This window comes from Roseovarius sp., from assembly GCF_965277045.1.
In the GTDB taxonomy this organism is placed as follows: Bacteria; Pseudomonadota; Alphaproteobacteria; order Rhodobacterales; family Rhodobacteraceae; genus Roseovarius.
In genome coordinates, this window is sequence record NZ_OZ255712.1 from 28795 (window position 1) to 44704 (window position 15910).

Annotated in this window: 17 protein-coding genes; 8 read left to right on the forward strand and 9 right to left on the reverse strand. The window is 65.7% G+C overall.

Annotated features, from left to right (window positions below):
• The first annotated feature begins 166 nt into the window (after nt 1-166).
• Entirely contained in the window at nt 167-868 is a 702-nt protein-coding gene (locus ACQY4V_RS00170) for a hypothetical protein (protein ID WP_428514950.1), read from the forward strand.
• Here the strand turns inward: ACQY4V_RS00170 and ACQY4V_RS00175 are convergent.
• A complete protein-coding gene (locus tag ACQY4V_RS00175) occupies nt 811-1701 on the reverse strand; it encodes a glycosyltransferase family 10 domain-containing protein (protein WP_428514951.1) in 891 nt (296 codons plus the stop codon). The two genes, ACQY4V_RS00170 and ACQY4V_RS00175, sit on opposite strands and share 58 nt — an antisense overlap.
• Nucleotides 1702-1848: 147 nt before the next feature.
• Between ACQY4V_RS00175 and ACQY4V_RS00180 the strand changes: the two genes are divergently transcribed.
• Nucleotides 1849-2340, forward strand: a complete 492-nt coding sequence (locus tag ACQY4V_RS00180) for a flavin reductase family protein (protein WP_420558078.1) — start codon at nt 1849-1851, stop codon at nt 2338-2340.
• Nucleotides 2341-2481: 141 nt separating this feature from the next.
• Nucleotides 2482-3102: a hypothetical protein gene (locus ACQY4V_RS00185; protein WP_428514952.1), complete on the forward strand. Its 621-nt coding sequence runs from the start codon at nt 2482-2484 to the stop codon at nt 3100-3102.
• A gap of 10 nt (nt 3103-3112) precedes the next feature.
• Here ACQY4V_RS00185 and ACQY4V_RS00190 read toward each other — a convergent pair whose 3' ends face one another.
• Nucleotides 3113-4129 carry a TraB/GumN family protein gene (locus tag ACQY4V_RS00190; protein WP_428514953.1) on the reverse strand — a complete coding sequence of 339 codons (1017 nt, stop codon included), beginning with the start codon at nt 4127-4129 and terminating at the stop codon, nt 3113-3115.
• Between the two features lie 219 nt (nt 4130-4348).
• On the opposite strand from ACQY4V_RS00190, the gene groES reads away from it, so the two are divergent.
• Both groES and groL read left to right on the forward strand, forming a co-directional pair.
• Nucleotides 4349-4660: a co-chaperone GroES gene (groES, locus tag ACQY4V_RS00195; protein ID WP_420558081.1), complete on the forward strand. Its 312-nt coding sequence runs from the start codon at nt 4349-4351 to the stop codon at nt 4658-4660.
• A gap of 54 nt (nt 4661-4714) precedes the next feature.
• The gene (groL, locus tag ACQY4V_RS00200; protein ID WP_428514954.1) at nt 4715-6358 is read left to right on the forward strand and encodes a chaperonin GroEL; all 1644 of its coding nucleotides are present in this window, start codon (nt 4715-4717) and stop codon (nt 6356-6358) included.
• A gap of 887 nt (nt 6359-7245) precedes the next feature.
• Here groL and ACQY4V_RS00205 read toward each other — a convergent pair.
• Nucleotides 7246-9321, reverse strand: a complete 2076-nt coding sequence (locus ACQY4V_RS00205) for a bifunctional sulfate adenylyltransferase/adenylylsulfate kinase (protein ID WP_428514955.1) — start codon at nt 9319-9321, stop codon at nt 7246-7248.
• A 119-nt stretch (nt 9322-9440) separates the two neighbouring features.
• On the reverse strand, nt 9441-10352 hold the full coding sequence (locus tag ACQY4V_RS00210) for a LysR substrate-binding domain-containing protein (RefSeq protein ID WP_428514956.1): 912 nt from the start codon (nt 10350-10352) through the stop codon (nt 9441-9443).
• A gap of 107 nt (nt 10353-10459) precedes the next feature.
• Here ACQY4V_RS00210 and ACQY4V_RS00215 point away from each other — a divergent pair, with 107 nt between their 5' ends.
• Complete coding sequence (locus ACQY4V_RS00215; RefSeq protein WP_428514957.1) at nt 10460-11002, forward strand: DUF6647 family protein; 543 nt, start codon at nt 10460-10462, stop codon at nt 11000-11002.
• Nucleotides 11003-11249: 247 nt separating this feature from the next.
• On the opposite strand, the gene trxB is transcribed toward ACQY4V_RS00215, so the two are convergent.
• Nucleotides 11250-12230: a thioredoxin-disulfide reductase gene (gene trxB / locus ACQY4V_RS00220; protein ID WP_428514958.1), complete on the reverse strand. Its 981-nt coding sequence runs from the start codon at nt 12228-12230 to the stop codon at nt 11250-11252.
• Between the two features lie 218 nt (nt 12231-12448).
• Between trxB and ACQY4V_RS00225 the strand changes: the two genes are divergently transcribed.
• On the forward strand, nt 12449-12949 hold the full coding sequence (locus ACQY4V_RS00225; protein WP_152496485.1) for an Lrp/AsnC family transcriptional regulator: 501 nt from the start codon (nt 12449-12451) through the stop codon (nt 12947-12949).
• Nucleotides 12950-12955: 6 nt separating this feature from the next.
• Here ACQY4V_RS00225 and ACQY4V_RS00230 read toward each other — a convergent pair whose 3' ends face one another.
• The 3 genes from ACQY4V_RS00230 to ACQY4V_RS00240 form a co-directional block, all read right to left on the reverse strand.
• Nucleotides 12956-13252, reverse strand: coding sequence for a hypothetical protein (locus ACQY4V_RS00230; RefSeq protein ID WP_428514959.1), 297 nt, complete (start codon nt 13250-13252; stop codon nt 12956-12958).
• 74 nt (nt 13253-13326) lie between these two features.
• Entirely contained in the window at nt 13327-13752 is a 426-nt protein-coding gene (locus ACQY4V_RS00235) for a YybH family protein (RefSeq protein ID WP_428514960.1), read from the reverse strand.
• Between the two features lie 101 nt (nt 13753-13853).
• Nucleotides 13854-14699: a helix-turn-helix domain-containing protein gene (locus ACQY4V_RS00240; RefSeq protein ID WP_428514961.1), complete on the reverse strand. Its 846-nt coding sequence runs from the start codon at nt 14697-14699 to the stop codon at nt 13854-13856.
• A 130-nt stretch (nt 14700-14829) separates the two neighbouring features.
• Here ACQY4V_RS00240 and ACQY4V_RS00245 point away from each other — a divergent pair, with 130 nt between their 5' ends.
• A complete protein-coding gene (locus tag ACQY4V_RS00245; RefSeq protein ID WP_428514962.1) occupies nt 14830-15033 on the forward strand; it encodes a DUF2061 domain-containing protein in 204 nt (67 codons plus the stop codon).
• Between the two features lie 24 nt (nt 15034-15057).
• Here the strand turns inward: ACQY4V_RS00245 and ACQY4V_RS00250 are convergent, their stop codons facing one another.
• Nucleotides 15058-15840 (reverse strand): Hint domain-containing protein, encoded by a 783-nt coding sequence (locus tag ACQY4V_RS00250; RefSeq protein WP_428514963.1) that lies wholly within the window; start codon nt 15838-15840, stop codon nt 15058-15060.
• Nucleotides 15841-15910: the final 70 nt, after the last annotated feature.

The window sequence follows — 15910 nt, forward strand, 5'->3', positions numbered from 1 at the left end:
TTGCATGGTTCTGACGGCGGTGGCACCCATCCCGGACTTGATCCGGGATCTCCGGCGCGGAAGGGGGGCGCGGGTGGCCCCCAGGGCGGCGCGGCACGCCGCGTCTTGAAAGCGCGCGGTACCGCCGTCAAGCTGCGGGCGCAGATCTTGCCGGAAAGCCTGCCCGATGTATGCCATCTCGCTGACCTCGATCCCGCCGCGCCTTGCCCGCCTCGGGCCGGTGCTGGACGCGCTTCTGGCGCAGCGCCCCGCGCCGGAGAATGTCTTTCTGAGCCTGCCCGAGCGCTATGCCCGGTTTCCCGGTCCGGTGACGCTGCCGGCGCTGCCTGCGGGCGTGACGCTGTTGCGCGGCGGCGCGGATCGTGGACCGGCGATGAAGGCCTTGCCTGCCGCGCGGGCGCTGGCGGGGCGGGACATGCGGCTGATCTATTGCGATGACGACTGGCTGCCGGCGCCCGACTGGGCCGCGCAGCTGCTGACCGACGCCGAGGACGTGGCCACGACCGGGCAGGCGTGGGACATCGCGCGTCTGGGGCGGGTGGGCGCCGAGGCTGACATCGCGCAGGGCTTCGCGGGGGTGTGCATCCGTCCCGAATGGCTGGCGGGGCCGGAGGTGGACCCGCCGCCCGAGGCCACCCTGGCCGATGACATCTGGCTGTCGGGTCAGCTGGCGCGGCAGGGCCTCCCGATCCGGGCGAGGCCCGAGGCCCGCCGGCGGTTGCGCCCGGCCTTCGACGATGCGCACGCGCTTCAGGACAGAACGCCTCGCGATGCGGTCAACCGCGGCTGTGCGGCGCTGGTGCATGCCCGCTATGGCGTCTGGCCGGAGGTGTCGTCCGTCAGCACGGCGCGGGCGGCGCGCTCGTAGAGGTCGGCATAGGATACGGCCTGGGGAATCGCCGCCTCCAGCTTGGGCAGGAGCGCGGCATAGCGCGTTTCGGAGAGGTCGCGCAGGGCCTCTTTCATCTCGGTCTCGGTCTGGCAGACGATCATGCCGCCGGGGTCGATGAAATCGGCGATGTTGGGACAGCCCCAGTAGATCGGCACGCATTTGCAGAGCAGCGCGTCGATCAGCTTTTCGGTGAAATAGTTAGCTTCGCGCACGTTCTCGATCACCAGCGAAAAGCGGTAGGGCGCGAGGCCGTCGGCCTTGTGCTCGAAGGGCTGGTAGCCGCCGCCCATCACGTCGACGTCCAGACCGGCGGCCCTGACATGATCGGCCATGGCATGACGCAGCGCGTGCCCTTCCTGAGAGCGTTTGGCCGAGGCGATGAGGCTGCAGGCCCTGGTCTTGGTCAGGTCGAGCCGGGTCCAGTCGCCCACCCAGGTGGTGCCCAGGGGAAAGAGCACGCCGTTGGGGATCGCCTCCAGCAGGCCGGGATTGGAACACAGCACCTTGTGGAAGCGGGCATACTGGTGGCGCAGCTTGCGCATGTGATCGCCGTGGATCGCCTCGGGTTCCAGCACCATGACCGAGACCTTGGCCGGTGTGCCCAGCCATGGCCGGCGATAGAGCAGACTGGAGGTGTTGACGATGAGGTGGTCGCTGCGGTCGAGGTCCCGCAGCGTCTTGTCATTGCCGCCGAGCCGGTCGGGACGCCCCTGAGGCCAGACCAGCCGGTCCAGCGGCACGCGACCCGGGCGCAGCCCCGGCCGGACGTCATAGGGGATCACGGCGATGGCGGGTGAAACATCTGTCATGGCGGCCCTGATACGGTCAAACCCCGGGCCGCGCAATCCGGCGCGTTCGCATTCGGTTCGGGGCCGGACGCCATTGACATCCCGGCCCGGGATGCCAGCTTATGCCCCACCCGGAGAGAGACGGGTTCGGGTCAAGAAGGCAGCAGGATGACAGAGGCGCGCGACGCATTCATCGGGGCCATGCGGCAGGTGGCCGCCACGGTGACCGTTGTCACGACGGATGGTCCCGCCGGCAAGGCGGGGGCCACGGTCAGTGCGTTCACGTCGCTGTCGGCCGACCCGCCGTCGGTGCTGGTGTGCCTGAAGGCCGACAGCAGCATCGCGCAGGCGGTGGATGCCAACGGCACGTTCTGCGTCAACATCCTGCCCGAGGATGCCGACCACCTGGCCCGCCGCTTTGCCGGGATGTTCGATGCCGACAGCCCCGACCGTTTCGAGGGCGTCGAGGTCGTCGACACGGAATACGGCCCTCTCTTGCCCCGTGCGACGGCGTTCTCGTGCAGCCTGACGCATCGCCATGTCCATGGCAGCCACGCCATATGCATCGGTGACGTCACGGGCATTTCCGATGCCGGGGAACGGCCGCTGACCTATATGAGCGGCAGTTTTCATATCGTGCGCCCCAAGGCGCAGGTCTGATCCGGGCCGGCACCGCGCGGCGCGTCTGCAACCATCACGCGATTTCCCTGATTTCCGCGCAATCGCGCTTTCGGTCCGCCGCAATCTCGCCCCGATTCGCGCTTAACGCTGCGTTAAACAACGGGCGAAGGGACGGGCGAGATGAGCTATCTGGAGGCTGGCAGGAAGGTCGGCAACAGTACGATCGACATGCAGGCGACGATGCGCGGGCTTGTCGCCGGCGAACGGTTGCAGCGGTTCAAGCTGGAGGCGGTGACGGAAATGGCGTTGCGCGTCGCCGGGATCGTGATGATCATGAGCTCGATCGCGATGTGGTTTTTCCTGCCGGTCGATCCGACGACCGGAAGGCTTGCGTCGTTCGGGCTGATGGCTTCGGTTCTGGCTGCGGCGGGGCTGGGGGTTTTCGCGTTCGGCACGCGCGGGTTCCGGCGTCGCATCACGCTGGACGTGGAGGCGGGCACCCTGACCCTGACCAAGATCAACATCAATGAACAGGCGCGGGTGAACCACGAGATCGACCTTGGCATGATCGAGAGCGTCTTTCTGCGCCGCTCGATCCAGACCGGTGGCATTGCCACGTTGCTGGTGCGGGTGGCCGGACAGGACGCGCCGGCCATCGCGCTGTCGGGGGATCTGAACGAGGTCGAGGACGTTCACGCCCAGCTGTGCGCGGTATTGCAACGCGGTTCCGTCCGCCCCGAGCGCGCGGCGACGTTGCGCCTGGCCGGGACGCGGACGTCCGCGCGGGCGCTCGCCGGCTGAGCCGCGGCAGTCAGAGCGGTACGCGCGATACGGTATAGCCGGCCTGTTCCAGCAGCCTGAGGATGCCGACCTCGCCCGGCAGGTGCCCCGCGCCCACCGCGATCAACACGTGATCCCCGGGCGTCACCTGCGCGTCCAGCCGTTCGATCCAGCTCTGGTTGCGTTTTTCCAGAAGCAGGTCTTCGACCATGGCGAACCCTTCGGCGCCGGCCTCGCCGCCGAATTCCTCGGAGACATAGCGCGAGAAGACCAGCGTCAGGGCGATCTCTTCGGACAGGTAGCGTTCGCGGATGGTGTAGGACAGGTCGTTCATGTCGCCGGGCCAGGCCAGGGACATGCGGATCATCTCGATCTGGTCGTCCATCGGAAAGCTGTCCAGCAGGGTCAGCAGGTCCTCGAAATCCTCCAGCGAGCGGCTGGGGGTGCCGGCCTCCTCGGCGCGTTCGCCCACCAGCATGTCGATGCCCTTGGCCTCGAAGGCGCCGGACTGCGCCTCGCAGGGGCCGATGCCCAGCATCATCCCGGCCCAGAGCGGTTTGAACTTGGCGGCCATGAAGCCGGGAATCATCCGCGCCTGCATCTCTTCGCGGTAGTGCTGCCAGTCTTCCTCGCCCAAGAGGTCGGGCAGGGTGGGGCCCTCGGTGATGAACATGAGCGACGGGTTTTCGGCCATTGCCCGCTGCATGGCAGTCTGGTCCTCGGCGGACACCTCGAGGTAGATCTTGTCGGCGTCCCGGATCATCGGTGCCAGGCGGTCGAGATGCGCGTCGGTCAGGCGATGCCTGAAATGGTAGGTGCCGAAGATGTCGATCACCGTGTCGCCGCGCGTGGCCTGCCACAAGAGCCCCTCGGGATGGGGCATGGCGGCGGCCTCGCGCCGCAGGTTTTCCTGCGTTTCCGGGTCCAGCGTGTCGATCAGGTCCGCGCCGTCGCAGGTGGTGCCACCCGTGCCTTGGGCCGCCACCGGCGCGACGAGCGTGAAGGCGAGGATCGCGGGGGCGAGCAGTGCAGACCAGGGAAATTTCATCGTTCCACCCATTGAATTCAGGCTGTGAGACAAGATGTAGAGGGGGTGGACCGGGCGCGCAACAAAGTGCCGCCCGCCTCCCGAAAATTTTTCCCGACGGAATATTGACAGGCTCGTGATCGCTCCTTAGCTATGCGCCGTTAGCACTCGACTACGGTGAGTGATAACGGCCTCCGCAGGGAGGCGTGAGGGAAACTTGATAGCCAAGGAGCAAAAGCTATGGCATTCAAACCGCTGCATGACCGCGTGCTTGTACGCCGCGTTGAGAGCGAAGAAAAAACCGCTGGTGGGCTGATTATCCCCGACAGTGCCAAGGAAAAACCCAGCGAAGGTGAAGTCGTTGCTGTTGGCGATGGCGCCCGCAAGGATAACGGCGAACTGATCGAGATGGCCGTTTCGGTCGGGGACCGCATCCTGTTCGGCAAATGGTCGGGCACGGAAATCACGATCGACGGCGAAGAGCTGCTGATCATGAAGGAAAGCGACATCCTGGGTGTGACGACCGATGCGAAGGCCGCGAAAGCCGCCTGAACGCCCCGGATCGTATCCAACGCTGAAATCTAATATACATCAGGAGCGACTTATATGTCTGCAAAAGACGTGAAATTCGATACCGATGCCCGCAACAAGATGCTGCGCGGCGTCAACATCCTGGCCGATGCGGTCAAGGTGACCCTTGGCCCCAAAGGCCGTAACGTGGTTCTGGATAAGTCCTTTGGCGCGCCGCGCATTACCAAGGACGGTGTGTCGGTTGCCAAGGAAATCGAACTGGAAGACAAGTTCGAGAACATGGGCGCGCAAATGGTGAAAGAAGTCGCCAGCCGCACCAATGACGAAGCCGGCGACGGCACCACCACCGCGACGGTTCTGGCGCAAGCCATCGTCAAGGAAGGCATGAAGGCCGTGGCCGCGGGCATGAACCCGATGGACCTCAAGCGCGGCATCGACCTTGCCACCCTCAAGGTTGTCGAAGCCATCAAGTCAGCCGCACGCGAAGTCAACGACTCTGCCGAAGTGGCGCAGGTCGGCACCGTGTCGGCCAACGGCGAATCCGAGATCGGCCAGATGATCGCGGACGCGATGCAGAAAGTCGGCAACGAAGGCGTGATCACCGTCGAAGAGAACAAAGGCCTCGTGACCGAGACCGACGTCGTCGAGGGCATGCAGTTCGACCGTGGCTACCTGAGCCCCTACTTCGTGACCAACGCCGACAAGATGACCACCGAGCTGGAAGACTGCATGATCCTGCTGCACGAGAAGAAACTCTCGTCGCTGCAGCCGATGGTGCCGCTTCTGGAGCAAGTCATCCAGTCGCAGAAACCGCTGCTGATCATCGCGGAAGACGTGGAAGGCGAAGCGCTGGCGACCCTCGTGGTCAACAAGCTGCGCGGTGGCCTGAAGATCGCCGCCGTCAAGGCGCCGGGCTTTGGTGACCGTCGCAAGGCCATGTTGCAGGACATCGCGATCCTGACCGGCGGCCAGGTCATCAGCGAAGACCTGGGCATGAAGCTGGAAAGCGTCACCATGGACATGCTGGGCTCTGCCAAGAAAGTGCAGATCACCAAGGATGAGACCACCATTGTGGACGGTGCCGGCGAGAAGGCCGAGATCGAAGCGCGTGTCGCACAGATCCGTAATCAGATCGAAGAAACCACCAGCGACTACGACCGTGAGAAGCTGCAGGAACGTGTTGCGAAACTCGCAGGCGGCGTTGCCGTCATCCGCGTGGGCGGCATGACCGAGGTCGAAGTGAAAGAGCGCAAGGACCGGGTCGATGACGCGCTGAACGCGACCCGCGCGGCCGTTCAGGAAGGTATCGTCGTGGGCGGCGGTGTTGCGCTTGTCCAGGGTGCGAAGGCGCTGGACGGCGTCGAGGGCGCCAACAGCGACCAGAACAACGGTATCGCGATCGTCCGCAAGGCGCTGGAAGCGCCGCTGCGCCAGATCGCGGAGAACGCAGGCGTCGACGGCTCCGTCGTGGCCGGCAAGATTCGTGAATCGGACGACCTGAAGTTCGGCTTCAACGCGCAGACCGAAGAATATGGCGACATGTTCAAGTTCGGCGTGATCGACCCCGCGAAGGTCGTGCGTACCGCGCTGGAAGACGCCTCCTCGATCGCCGGTCTGCTGATCACGACCGAGGCCATGGTTGCCGACAAGCCGCAGAAAGAAGGCGCTGGCGCCGGCGGCGGCATGCCCGACATGGGCGGCATGGGCGGCATGATGTAAGCAAGGTTTTCGCCTCGGCGAAAACCGTCGCCCGGTTGGCGTCCGACACGATCGGATGCCGACAGGGTGCCGCGAAAAACAAGGGCCGTCCCATCGGGGGGCGGCCCTTTTCGTTTGATGGGGGAAACGAGTGCTCAAGGGCTCGGAGTGCCTGGACCGCTTCGAGCCTTTTGCGGACACGCGTGATCTATAGCTCCGAGCGCCATCGACGGGCCGCGGCGCGGCGATGGCGCGGGGCCTGCGGCCTGAGTCCGCGCCGGGGCTATAGATCAAACGTCTTTCATGTCCGGCATATACGACGTGAAGAAAGACACGTGTCGCGCGGAATCAAGGCCGAAGGCCGCCGCGCGATCGCCAGACCGCCCCCCGGGCTGGCGATTGGGTGACGTTGGTGCTTCGATCCGAGGTTTTGCGGAGGTGGCGAGGATAAACTGCGCCGAACATCGTTCGGTCGCCAGCCCGCGGTCTGGCAATCACGCGGCTTGTGAGGCTGACGTCCGTCTCGTCCGCAAAGCCGACATTCGTGCCGCCCGCAACGCATGTCGGGATCGAGCCCTTGCAAGACACTGGTATCGCGCACCCAGCCGGTTAACAGCCGCGAAGCGGCCCGGCCATCGTCAGCCCCTCCCTTGGGCTGGCGATTTGGCTGAGGCTGGGCGCAACGATCATACTGAGGATGTCTTTGGCAGGCATAAAGTGCTTCAGAATTGCCCTCGGATCGCCATCCCAGGGGCTGAAGCTCAACTCCGTCGTGAACGACACCAAGGTCCCGCATAGCAGACCCTTGGCGCGGAAAATTTCTGAGGATCCCGGCCACAAGCCGCACCGCGAACTGCAAAAGGCCGCCCCCGGACGGGAGCGGCCCACAGTCTTGGAACGTCGCCGGATCAGCCGGCGATCAGGCCCATTTGTTCGAGCTTCAGCACCACCTGGTGGGCGCAGTTGTCGACATCGACATTCTCGGTCTCGACGCGCAGTTCGGGGTTTTCCGGCACGTCGTAGGGATCGGAGATGCCCGTGAACTCCTTGATCTTGCCTTCGCGCGCGAGCTTGTAGAGGCCCTTGCGGTCGCGGCGTTCGCATTCCTCGATCGAGGTGGCGACGTGGATCTCGACGAAGGCACCGAAGCTTTCGACATCCTCGCGCACCGCCCGGCGGGTCGTGGCGTAGGGCGCGATGGGCGCGCAGATCGCGATGCCGCCGTTCTTGGTGATCTCGCTGGCCACGTAACCGATGCGGCGGATGTTGAGGTCACGGTGCTCTTTCGAGAAGCCGAGTTCCGAGCTGAGGTTCTTGCGGACGATATCGCCGTCGAGCAGCGTCACCGGGCGGCCGCCCATTTCCATCAGCTTGACCATCAGGGCGTTGGCGATGGTGGACTTGCCCGAGCCGGAGAAGCCGGTGAAGAACACGGTGAAGCCCTGCTTGGCCCGCGGCGGACGGGTGCGGCGCAGTTCCTTGACCACTTCGGGGAAGGAGAACCATTCGGGGATTTCCAGCCCTTCCTGAAGGCGCCGGCGCAGCTCGGTGCCCGAGATGTTGAGGATGGTCACGTTGTCCTTGTCCTCGATCTCGTCCATCGGTTCGTACTGGGCGCGTTCCTGCACGTAGACCATGTGCTTGAAGTCGACCATCTCGATGCCGATCTCGTCCTGGTGTTCGCGGAAGAGGTCCTGCGCGTCGTAGGGGCCATAGAAATCCTCGCCCGCCGAGTTCTTGCCGGGGCCGGCGTGGTCGCGGCCGACGATGAAGTGGGTGCAGCCGTGGTTCTTGCGGATGAGGCCGTGCCAGACGGCCTCGCGCGGGCCGGCCATGCGCATGGCGAGGTTCAGCAGGCTCATGTTGGTGGTGGAGGCCGGGTACTTGTCGAGCACCGCCTCGTAGCAGCGGACGCGGGTGAAGTGATCGACGTCGCCCGGTTTGGTCATGCCGACGATGGGGTGAATGAGCAGGTTGGCCTGCGCTTCTTTCGCGGCGCGGAAGGTCAGTTCCTGGTGCGCGCGGTGAAGCGGGTTGCGGGTCTGGAAGGCGACGACCTTGCGCCAGCCCATCTTGCGGAAGAAGGCGCGCAGCTCGTTGGGCGTGTCGCGGCGGGCGCGGAAATCGTAATGCACGGGCTGCTGGATGCCGGTGACGGGGCCGCCGAGATAGACGGGGCCGGCGGTGTTGTGCAGGTAGTTGACGGCCGGGTGCGCGGAATCGTCGGCGCCGAATACCTTTTCGGCCTCTTGCGCCTTGTTCGGGGTCCAGCGGTCGGTGATCGTCATGGTGGCCAGGATCACGCCTTCCTGGTCGCGCAGGGCGATGTCCTGGCCCGGTTCGATGCTGTCGGCGAAATCCTGGGAGACGTCGAGCGTGATCGGCATGGGCCAGAGTGTGCCGTCGGCCAGGCGCATGGTGTCGACGACTGAATTATAGTCTTCTTCGCCGAGGAATCCCTTGAGCGGGTTGAAGCCGCCATTCATCAGCAGTTCCAGGTCGCAGATCTGACGCGGGGTGAGATCCCAGCTGACGAGATCGGCCGCTTCGACCTTCAGTTTCTGGGCGCTCTCGTGCGAGACGTAGAGTTCGGGGATGGGGGCGAGGTTGTTCTGCACTAGTCTGGTCCTTTGGTTGAGGGGGGCGAGCCCGCTTCGCGTGCCGGTCAGTTCGGCGTGAAGCGCGTCGTATTCCGCGAATTTCCGGGCGAGGAAATCATCGGTGAGGCGCAGCATTTCCGCTGCCCCCCGGGAGGTGAGCGCGTAGGCGAAACGCTGGCGCTTGTCGGGGCCGGAGCGGTCGCCGACCTTGACGAAGCCGGCCTCGGTCGCCTGCCGGAGCAGGGTGTTGAGGCGGCCGAGGGAGACGTCGAGCGCCGCCGCGAGCGTGCGCTGGGAAGCCTCGGACGACCGGTCCAGCTGCCGCAGGAGGCGGAAGAGGAGATCCCGGTCGGGGAGGCTGGATTTGGCGTCAGGGGCGGACATGCGGCGACTCAAAGTGTGTTCACGCGTGAACGCATATGGGAGGCGGCTTGCCTTGTGAACCCCCTTTCGGGGCGGCACGGTGATTGTTGCCGATATGCCGTGAGCGAGGCGCGCCGACGCTATTGCGCGGCGGACATGGGCGCCGTGGCGGCTTGGGCGCGCCGAATTTCTTCGAACAGCCAGTCGCGGAAGGATCGGATCATCGGGTCGTCGGCGCGCGCCTCGGCCCAGGCGACCGAGTAGATCACGCTGGGAATGGTGTCGGTGTCGAAGAGCCGCACGAGTCGCCCGGAGGCCAGCGTGCCTTGCACCATCGCGTCGAAGGCCATGGCCACGCCGTGCCCCTGCTCGGCGGCGGTGGTGGCCAGTTCGCAATTGGGAAAGGTCGGGCCGGGCGGCAGGTCGGGCGCGCCGAGGCCGGCGGCGGCAAACCATTCGCCCCAGGAATCGTCGATTTCGTCATACATCAGGCGCATCCGCAAAAGGTCGCGCGGGCTGCGGATATTTTCGCGCTCCATCAGATCCGGGTGAATCACCGGGTAGCGGCTGGAGGTCATCAGCGGCTCGGTGTGGACGCCGGGGTGGTGCGTGTCGCGCCACTGGATCACCACGTCGCTGTCATTGGTCGAGAAATCGATTTCGGGCGCGCCGGTCGAGACGCGCAGACGGATGCGGTCGCCGAACGAGAGCCCGCCGAGGCGCGGCACCAGCCAGCGGGCGGCGAAGCCGGGCGTGCAGAGCATGCGCAGAGGTTTTTCGCCCGCCCGGCGCATTGAGCGCGTGCTGTCGTCGAGCAGGTCCAGAAGGCCTGTAAGCTTGCCCGCATAGGCGCGGCCCGTCAGCGTCAGGGCCATCCGGTTACCGCTGCGTTCGAACAGCGCGGTGTCGAGATACTCTTCAAGCGCGCGGATCTGGTGGCTGACGGCAGAGGGCGACAGGCACAGCTCCTCGGCTGCGTGCTTAAAGCTTTTGTGGCGCGCGGCGGCCTCGAACGCCTTGACCGCGGCGAAGGGGGGCAGGTGCCGTCCCATGGCAGATGAAATTCCTTCATTGGCACATGAAAAATGGCCTTTTGCGCCGGGGCGCGAGGACAGCTTAGCATTTTCGGGACATCAATCAAATTGCTCAGGAGGTTGCCATGCGCATCCTGTCCCGAGCCGGCCTGTGGTCGGCGCGTACCGGTCTTTTCTGTCTTGTTCTCAAGGTGTTTGGCGGCGGCGTTTTGGCATCCGATCTTCTGGCCTGGCGCGAGGCAGGGGCGCTGCCTGAGCTGGTGGCGCACATGGAGGTCTGGCTGGACGAGCACACCGATCTGCCGCGTCGCTCGGCCGCGCCGGAAATTCGGCTGACGTCCGAGGCCACCGTGGCGTGGCTGGCGCCGATGCGGGCCGCCTCGGACGCGTCACACACGCGGGGGCTTTATGATCCTGACAGCGAGACAATCTGGCTGGTGCGGCCGTGGAATGCGAAGGATCCCTATGACGTGAGTGTTCTGTTGCACGAGTTGATGCATCACCGGCAGGCGGGGCAGGGGCATTGGTATTGCCCGGGGGCGCAGGAGTTGCCGGCCTATCGGGCGCAGCAGGCGTGGCTCAATGCGCTGGGGCTGGAGCCGGACGTGAACTGGGTGGCGGTGGTTCTGGAGTCGGGATGCACGAAGCGGGACATTCATCCGGAGTGAAGGGGGCGCGCGTGGGTTTTCACCCACCCTACGAGGTCCCGGATCAGGTCCGGGACGGCTGGAGTGGGATCGCGCCGGTGCCGCATTGGTGTGCGTTGTGGGGTCAGTCCCCAAATGCAGGTTCAATTGGGGGTCAGCCCCCAAACGCGGTTCTGATTGGGGGCCAGCCCCCAAACACAGGCTTAATTGGGGGCCAGCCCCCAAACCCCCGGGATATTTTCGGCCAGAGGAAGGCGGGGGGTGCGGCTCAGGCTTGCGGGACGTAGGCCTCGGGGGCGGGGGCGTCCTCGGGCAGCTCGGCGATGAACTTTTCCGCGTCGAGGGCGGCCATGCAGCCCATGCCGGCGGAGGTCACCGCCTGGCGATAGACGTGGTCGGTGAGGTCGCCAGCGGCGAAAAGGCCGGGGATCGAGGTGCGGGTGGAGCCGGCCTCGACCTTGACGTACTCGCCGTGATGCATCTCGACCTTGCCCTTGACCAGCTCGTTGGCCGGGGCGTGGCCGATGGCGATGAAGACGCCCTTGCAGGGAATTTCCTGTGTCTCGCCGGTTTTGGTGTGCTTGACGCGCACGCCGGTGACGCCCTTGGGGTTGTCGTCGCCCAGCACCTCGTCAAGCTCGTGGAACCACAGGGGCTCGATCTTGGGGTGTTTGAGCAGGCGGTCCTGCAGGATCTTCTCGGCGCGCAGCTCGTCGCGGCGGTGGATGAGCGTGACCTTGGAGGCGAAGTTGGTGAGAAAGAGCGCCTCTTCGACGGCGGTGTTGCCGCCGCCCACGACGACGATTTCGTCACCGCGGTAGAAGAAGCCGTCGCAGGTGGCGCAGGCGGAGACGCCGAAGCCCTTGAACGCGTCCTCGGACGGCAGGCCGAGCCACTTGGCCCGGGCGCCGGTGGCGAGGATGACGGCGTCGGCGGTGTAGGTGGTGCCGGAATCGCCCTTGGCGGTGAAGGGGCGTGCATCGACGTCGAGCGAGGAGATGATGTCGCCCACGATCTCGCAGCCCATGGCCTTGGCGTGGGCCTCCATGCGGACCATCAGGTCGGGGCCCTGGACCTCGGTGTCGCCGGGCCAGTTCTCGACCTCGGTGGTGGTGGTCAACTGGCCGCCGGGTTCGATGCCCTGCACGAGGATGGGTTCCAGCATGGCGCGGCTGGCATAGACTCCGGCGGTATAGCCCGCGGGCCCCGAGCCGATGATCAAAACCCTGGTGTGACGTGTCTCGGCCATGTCCGATCCCCCTTGATCCGTGGAGCGGGGCATGAGACGCCCCGCGTGAGTCTGGACAGATATAACGGGGCCGGGCGGGGGTGTGTAGCCCCGCAAACCCGGTATGCGGGGGTCGGGACGACATTTTCTTTCCCGAAAGGATATTGCGCCGGGGTGAAACATTATTGCGCGCGGCGCCGGTCGTGATATAACAATCGCGAAATCAACCGGAGAAACCGATGCCTGCGACGCGCCTTGACGACATTGACCGCATGATCCTGGCCGAATTGCAGGCGGATGGGCGGATGACCAACGTCGAACTGGCCCGCCGGGTGGGCATTTCGGCGCCGCCCTGCCTGCGCCGGGTGCGCACACTGGAGGAGCAGGGGTACATCAAGGGCTATCACGCCGACGTGGATGCGCGCGAGCTGGGATTCGAGGTGCAGGTCTTTGCCAGTGTCGGGCTGGTGAGCCAGGCCGAGGCGGACCTGAGCGCATTCGAGGCGCGGTGCCGGGCGTGGCCGCTGGTGCGGGAGTGCCACATGCTGAACGGCGAGGTGGATTTCATCCTGAAATGCGTGGCGCCGGACCTGAGCACCTTCCAGAGCTTCCTGACCGGCGAGTTGACGGCGGCGGAGAACGTGGCGTCGGTGAAGACCTCGCTGGTCATCCGCTGTGCCAAGGACGAGCCGGGCGTGCCCTTCGAGATCCTGGAGGAACGGCTGAGCCGGTCGGCCTGAGCCCGTTCAGAAGCCGCAATAGTCGGAGCCGTAATAGCGGTACCGAAACGGGTTGCGGTCGAGCACCTCGATATCCTCGCGGTTCGACACGGCGATGACGGCGTTGTTGGCGCCCATCAGGCCGTGGCCCGCGTCCTGGTAGATTTGCAGAAGCTGCGCCTCAGTCAGGACGCAGGCGTTGATCTCGAAAATGTAGCGGACGAAATCGTCGGGATCGTTTTCGCGGGGTGGCGGGCGGTCATTGGCCAGTGCCATGTGGGCAAGGGACAGGACCGCGAGGCAGGTCAGGCAAAGATGACGCATGGGAAAACCCGTTTTGGTTCAATGAGCGCAGTGTGCGCTGTATGCCAGGGCGCTGCAAGCGGGCGGGGCGGCGTCTAGTCGACCTTGAGCACGTGGTACATGTCGCGGGTCAGCAGGAGCTGGCCGTCGATCACCTCCCACAGGTGCATGTAGCGCCCGACGATGCGCTGCTCGCCGACCATGACGACGGTTTCGCCGATCTCGACCGCGCTGGTGTCGAAGCCTCGGATGTCGAAGGTCTTGAATTGCAGCTCGCGGGCGCCGGCGGCGAAGGCCTGGGCGTAGTGCTGCGCGATGGCCTCGCGTCCGAGGATCGAGGCCTGGCCGGGCGGCAGAAGGGCGGCGTCGGGGGCGTAGAAGCCGGCGAGGCTTTCGGCGTCCTGCGCGTTGTATGTAGCGACGAAGGCGGTCATGCGGGCGATGACGGGGTTGTCCTGAGCCTGAGCGGCGGTGCCGAAGGCAAGCAGGAGCCCGAGGGCGAGGATAGGCAGGCGAAGCATGGCGGCGGCTTTCCGTGGGGCTTGGAGGTTAAGATGTCTTGCCTGAAAGCGTAGCCGCGACGCGACCGGCGATGCAACTTCGATGGCGGGCCAGGGCCGTCTCAGATGTGTTTCGCCAGTCCCGCGATCCAGGCCGGGGCGTCGCGGGCATCGACCACGGCCTCGCGGATGAGCCAGTCCATGTGGCCCGACAGAAGCTTCAATCGCGAGGGTTCGCGGAAGGCGAGGTAGAAGCGGCCCACGTAGAGCACCCCCATGAGCGGCCCGAAGAGGGTGACGGGCGCGGAAAAGAGATTGTGCGCGTCAAAGAGGTTGAGGCGCAGGGAGGGAAAGAATGTCTCGGCCTGTTCGGCGAGGTGCAGGACCTGTTCGCGCCGCGCGTCGCGGTCGAGCCCCTGCCAGTAGCCGGTGCCCTGGGCGAAGGCCTCGAGTTCGTGCCGGGGCATGGCGATTTCGTACTCGGTCGCCTCTCGACGCAGCCAGTCGAGGTTGTCCTGCATCGCGCGCACGGCCTGTCCCGGTGTCTTGCCGAGAAAGGCGGCGTATTCCCAGCGCATCACCGCCTCGGTTTTCAGCATATCCGGTAGGGTGGCGGGCACGTGGCGGACCTTGTAGCCGCTGGCCTCGCGGTGCCAGTCGAGCAGCTGGGCGTCGGCGGAGGTGCGATCGGCTTGCGTCATGCTGAGGGCGGCCTCGATCACGTCGCCGGGGCGTTCGGGGCGGTCGGCCAAGCCCAGGAGCCAGTCGGAGCTGACGCCTAGCGCCTCGGCGCAGCCGGCGGCGAGGTGGGCGTTGGGCATCCGGGCGGTCTCGGCGTCGAGCAGTTGCGACACGGTGGAGCGGCTGACGCCGGTCTGGCGCGCGAGCGCGCTGAGATTGGTGCCGGTCATGGTCATGGCGCCGGTGAGCCGGTCGCGGAAGATCGTGGCGCGGGCCTGTTTGTTCATATTGGTGCCACTTATCCAGTATAATGGACATCCGTCAGTTTTGTTAAGAAAAGACAGAATACACGACAGATTGCGGCGATGCTAGCTGATCGACAGAGACATAACACGACGCGGCAGAGGAGCATTGGAGATGGAAACGAACAAACGCACGCTGGCGAAGGCGACAACCTGGCAGGTGCTGGGCCTGCTGGTGATGACGTTGATCGGGTTCATCATGACCGGATCGGTGGCCCAGGGCGGCACCTATGCGTTGATCACGGCGGCGATCGGCTTCGTCACGTTCTTCCTGCACGAGCGGATCTGGGCCGGGATCGGCTGGGGTCGCCGCGGCTGACCGGGCCGGCGGTGACGCCCGGCGTCAGGCTGTCAGGCCCTGCAAGGGCAGGCGGGGATGGCAGATGCTGCCGAAATCGGCGGGTTTCTTCACATGCGGAAAGAGCGACAGGAAAAGGGCCAGCATGTTGGGTCCCATGGCGCGCTCGAAGCCGGGGCCGGGGTGGAAGCTTTCGACCTCGATGCCCGAGGCGCGCAGGATGGCATGGCGGCGCAGGCAAACATGATAGACCGTCACGGGCCGGGGCGGGACCAGTTCGATCACGTTCATGCCGTCTACAAGGTCGCTGACCGGGGTCAGCACGCGCTCGCGCCCGAAGCTGTCGCGCAGGCCCGGTGGCCGGCCGAGGATGCGCGCGCCGGGACCGGCGGTGAGGTTCGATTCGGGACGGCCCAGTCCGAAGCTGTCCGGCATGACACGGGTCAGGCGGCAGGCGGACTGGTCGAGGCCGGCGGCGGACGGAACCAGCGTCATGGCGCCGATCCAGAGCACGCGGGAGGGACCGTGATCGGCGGTGGAGACGCTCATGCCCGGTTCGAGATCCTGCACGGCGACCTGACCGGAGGGCGTGTGCAGGAGCGTGCCGTGGGAAAAGGCGGAAAACGCGCTGTCGAAGATCGGGGTGGCCGGGGCGATCTGGTCGGTCCAGCCGGCCGTTCCGTCCGGGCGCAGATACGTCATCCGAAACTTGCGCATCGGGCGCGGCGACCGGGCGGCGGGAGGGACCTGCGCCGTGCCGGTGCGCGCGTGTGTGGCATTTGTCTTGTGCGCCACCGAGAGAGAGGTGGCGATGGTAGGGGTGCCCATCGTGCGATCCTTTTCAGGGTCATCACAACCGCGTCGGCCCCCACCGACAACGACAGAGGGATGGTCCGTC

Bases quoted from the DNA above. Each gene is read 5' to 3' on its own strand.
- ACQY4V_RS00170 (WP_428514950.1), top strand. From the start codon at position 167: ATGTATGCCATCTCGCTGACCTCGATCCCGCCGCGCCTTGCCCGCCTC.
- ACQY4V_RS00175 (WP_428514951.1), bottom strand. From the start codon at position 1,701: ATGACAGATGTTTCACCCGCCATCGCCGTGATCCCCTATGACGTCCGG.
- ACQY4V_RS00180 (WP_420558078.1), top strand. From the start codon at position 1,849: ATGACAGAGGCGCGCGACGCATTCATCGGGGCCATGCGGCAGGTGGCC.
- ACQY4V_RS00185 (WP_428514952.1), top strand. From the start codon at position 2,482: ATGAGCTATCTGGAGGCTGGCAGGAAGGTCGGCAACAGTACGATCGAC.
- ACQY4V_RS00190 (WP_428514953.1), bottom strand. From the start codon at position 4,129: ATGAAATTTCCCTGGTCTGCACTGCTCGCCCCCGCGATCCTCGCCTTC.
- groES (WP_420558081.1), top strand. From the start codon at position 4,349: ATGGCATTCAAACCGCTGCATGACCGCGTGCTTGTACGCCGCGTTGAG.
- groL (WP_428514954.1), top strand. From the start codon at position 4,715: ATGTCTGCAAAAGACGTGAAATTCGATACCGATGCCCGCAACAAGATG.
- ACQY4V_RS00205 (WP_428514955.1), bottom strand. From the start codon at position 9,321: ATGTCCGCCCCTGACGCCAAATCCAGCCTCCCCGACCGGGATCTCCTC.
- ACQY4V_RS00210 (WP_428514956.1), bottom strand. From the start codon at position 10,352: ATGGGACGGCACCTGCCCCCCTTCGCCGCGGTCAAGGCGTTCGAGGCC.
- ACQY4V_RS00215 (WP_428514957.1), top strand. From the start codon at position 10,460: ATGCGCATCCTGTCCCGAGCCGGCCTGTGGTCGGCGCGTACCGGTCTT.
- trxB (WP_428514958.1), bottom strand. From the start codon at position 12,230: ATGGCCGAGACACGTCACACCAGGGTTTTGATCATCGGCTCGGGGCCC.
- ACQY4V_RS00225 (WP_152496485.1), top strand. From the start codon at position 12,449: ATGCCTGCGACGCGCCTTGACGACATTGACCGCATGATCCTGGCCGAA.
- ACQY4V_RS00230 (WP_428514959.1), bottom strand. From the start codon at position 13,252: ATGCGTCATCTTTGCCTGACCTGCCTCGCGGTCCTGTCCCTTGCCCAC.
- ACQY4V_RS00235 (WP_428514960.1), bottom strand. From the start codon at position 13,752: ATGCTTCGCCTGCCTATCCTCGCCCTCGGGCTCCTGCTTGCCTTCGGC.
- ACQY4V_RS00240 (WP_428514961.1), bottom strand. From the start codon at position 14,699: ATGAACAAACAGGCCCGCGCCACGATCTTCCGCGACCGGCTCACCGGC.
- ACQY4V_RS00245 (WP_428514962.1), top strand. From the start codon at position 14,830: ATGGAAACGAACAAACGCACGCTGGCGAAGGCGACAACCTGGCAGGTG.
- ACQY4V_RS00250 (WP_428514963.1), bottom strand. From the start codon at position 15,840: ATGGGCACCCCTACCATCGCCACCTCTCTCTCGGTGGCGCACAAGACA.